Here is a 3,664-nt window from a genome sequence, read left to right as displayed (position 1 = left end):
ACAATATGTGTGTCTGTTCAGAAAGTGCCAGTTGCAAGGCTTGCGAAGCCGCCAAAACCGGAGTTTACTAATCGTAAATAAGGATTTTGGCGGCGAGCGTAACACAGCAAATGGTACTTTATGGACAGACACTAATTAACCAATCAACCAGGTAACCAATTCTTTCAGGCCAGGCGGCAGAGCCGGGCAACCAGCAACCAGCATCAAGCATCAAGCAACAAGTAACCAGCAACCAGCATCAAGCAACAAGCAACCAGCAACCAGCAACCAGCAACAAGCAACCAGCAACAAGCAACAAGCAACAAGCAACCAGCAACAAGCAACCTCCCCCCTCTTTCACCATTTTTTATTTTATCAAAGAATTGAGTAAATTTACTCAGACAAACAACTAAACATTCTAAACATGCACCAACGCCCTCATATAAAAATAATTAAGAAAAGAATGTCTGAAGAAAGGCAATTTATTCAGGTGCTATCAGGCCCTCGTCAGGTTGGTAAAACAACTTTAGTAAATCAATTGATGGATGAGATTAATACACCCTATGTATACGATTCAGCTGATGCCGTAATAACTTATGACAGCGAATGGATTAACCAGCTATGGGAATCAGCAAGGATAAAAATGAAAATCAATAACGCAAATGAAGGACTTCTTGTTATCGACGAAATACAAAAAGTCAGAAACTGGAGCGAAATAGTAAAACGCAACTGGGATGCCGACACGCGCAACAAAATTAATTTAAAGGTCATTCTGTTAGGGTCCTCCCGCCTATTGATACAGAAAGGTCTTACCGAATCACTCACAGGAAGATTTGAAATTATATATGTCAGCCATTGGCCCTACTGGGAGATGAAAAGCGCATTTGATTACTCGCTGGATGAATTTATTTACTATGGAGGATATCCAGGAACTGCACCCTTGATCCACGACGAAAAAAGATGGAAAAGTTATATAAAAGATGCCCTCATTGAAACAAGTATATCAAAAGACATCCTCATGTTGACAAGAGTAGACAAACCTGCTCTTCTCAAACGACTTTTTGAGATAGGCGCTTTATATTCAGGACAAATCATTTCATACAATAAAATTCTCGGGGAATTACAAGATGCAGGAAATACGACCACTCTTTCACATTATCTTAATCTTTTACATCAGGCCGGGCTGATAGGAGGAATCCAAAAATTCACCGGGAAACAATTCAAAACACGTGCTTCAAGTCCAAAATTTCAGGTCTTCAACAATGGGTTACTATCAGCTCAAAATAACAAATATTTCAACGACATCAGAATATCTCCTATAGAATGGGGACGACTGGTCGAGTCTGCCGTCGGAGCTCATCTTTTAAATCATTCATTTACCGGAGACTTTAACCTCTATTACTGGAGAGAACAAAACAATGAAGTTGATTTTGTTCTTGAATCGGGTGGAAAAACAATAGCCATAGAAGTTAAAACCGGAAATAAAAAAATGACCGGAGGATTGCAAAAATTCGTAAGAACGCATCATCCCGACAAAACCTTACTCGTCGGTGCCTCCGGTGTCCCTGTTGAAGAATTCTTGTGTTTTAATCCCGGAGAGTTATTTTGAAAAAAACTATGACCAATTGAGGCTGAGACTAAGGATAAGGTTAAGGTTAAGGTTGAGGTTGAGGTTGAGGCTGAGGTTGAGGTTGAGGTTGAGGTTGAGAAATCACCACATAAGGCACATAAGAACAAAGAGATAGAAGGCGGAAGTCAGAAGATAGAAGCATGTAGAGACGCACGGTCGTGCGTCTCACCAACCTGAAACCCAAAAGGAGGTTGAGGTTGAAATTGCACCACAGATGACACAGATTCTTTGCAAGCAAAGCGGCAGAGCCGAGCGTACACGGATTTTTTAATGATCAATTATCAATGATCAATTATCAATGATCAATTATCAATTGACCAGGTAACCAGGTAACCAATTGACCACGTAACTAATTAGTGTCCGTCTATAAACTCGCAAAAATCTTTACAATATGTGTGTCTGTTCAGAAAGTACCAGTTGCAAGGCTTGCGAAGCCGCCAAAACCGGAGTTTACTAATCGTAAATGAGGATTTTGGCGGCGAGCGTAACACAGCAAATGGTACTTTATGGACAGACACTAATTAACCAATTGACCAATTGACCAATTAACCAGGTAACCAATTTTTGCATACCTGGCGGCATAGCCGTACGAACAAAACCAGCAACAAGCAACCAGCAACAAGCAACCACCAACAAGCAACCACCAACCACCAACCCCTCCCCCTTGATATTTAAACTTTATCGGGCTAACTTGTAAAAAATCAAAAATCCATTTTCTATGACTACACAACGCAAAAAAACCATAGGAATACTCACCGGAGGCGGTGACGTTCCTGGACTCAACCCGGCAATAAGAGCAACCACGTTAAGAGCTGTCAGGGAAGGTTATCGCGTTATCGGAATCAAAAACGGATGGAAAGGAGTAATTTCCATTGATCCGTCAAAGCCCTTCGAAGAGCAGGAATATTGCATAGAACTCAATGAAAAAGCAGTGACACGAATCGGTCGCACAGGGGGTACTTTTCTTCACTCAAGCCGGACAAAGGCCGATAAAGTGGCCCTTAAAGATGTTCCCGAACATCTGAAAGGCGAATATAAAGACGAAATAAACGATCTCACACCGGCAGCCCTCGAAAACATCAAGTACCTCGGTCTGGATTACCTCATTCCCGTTGGCGGCGACGACACTTTAAGCTATGGCTTCAGGCTGCACAAAGAAGGCGTTAAAATAATTGCCATCCCGAAAACCATGGACGGGGATGTCCCCGGTACAGAATATTGCATCGGTTTCAGTACCTGCGTAACCCGTACCATTGAACTGACACATGAACTCAGAACCTGTGCGGGGTCGCACGAGCGCTTCCTGGTGCTCGAGGTGTTCGGCAGAAATGCAGGTTTCTCGGCACTGCTACCTACCGTCGGTGGTGCGGCCGATCGTTGCGTCATCCCGGAACATCCGTTCGATATGGAACACCTGACAGCCCTTATGGTGGAAGACAGAAACAACAACCCCAGCAAATATTCAGTAGTACTTGTTTCCGAAGGCGCCAAAATGATTGGTGGTACTGAAGTATTCGAAAGTGAGGAAACAGACAGCTTCGGTCATAAAAAACTTGGAGGAATAGGAGAAGTTGTTGGCAGCCGGCTTAAAAAATATTCCCCAAAGTTCAACAACGGAAAAGAAATCAATATCATCAATCAAAAACTGGGTTATCTGGTGCGCTCAGGTCAACCCGATGCCCTCGACTCAATTGTCCCCACAGCCTATGGCAACCTCGCGCTCGATCTGATCGCACAGGGAATTTCAGGCCAAATGGTATGCATCCGTGACGGGAAATACGACCATGTTTCCATTGAAGCCGTGAGAAAAGACGAAAAGGGGGAAAGCATCAAGAAAGTCAATGTGGCAAAATTTTATGACACCAACCGATACCGGCCAATCTATCAGAATTTAATGGGCGACCCGCTGCTGATTATGACAAGGGATGAGTAAGCATAAGGTTGAGAACCCTTTCAGTGCTCTCTGGCCCACAAAGTGGTGGAACGGCGAAAAGGTAAAAGGATTGCATGGTGTTTGGCATGGAGCGAGAAAACACCATCAAATTATAAACAATA

Annotated in this window: 2 protein-coding genes; both read left to right on the top strand. The window is 43.3% G+C overall.

Annotated elements, in window-relative coordinates; genetic code table 11:
• The first annotated feature begins 442 nt into the window (after positions 1-442).
• Complete coding sequence (locus tag OQ5_RS0106305; RefSeq protein WP_016776669.1) at positions 443-1,588, top strand: ATP-binding protein; 1,146 nt, start codon at positions 443-445, stop codon at positions 1,586-1,588.
• 739 nt (positions 1,589-2,327) lie between these two features.
• Positions 2,328-3,542 (top strand): 6-phosphofructokinase, encoded by a 1,215-nt coding sequence (locus OQ5_RS0106300; protein WP_016776668.1) that lies wholly within the window; start codon positions 2,328-2,330, stop codon positions 3,540-3,542.
• Positions 3,543-3,664 lie beyond the last annotated feature (122 nt).

Origin of the sequence: Anaerophaga thermohalophila str. Valhall, from assembly GCF_000250735.1 — a bacterium.
GTDB lineage: Bacteria > Bacteroidota > Bacteroidia > Bacteroidales > Marinilabiliaceae > Anaerophaga > Anaerophaga thermohalophila_A.
Note: the sequence above shows the minus strand (reverse complement) of the source record. Positions and strands in the feature narration are given on the sequence as shown.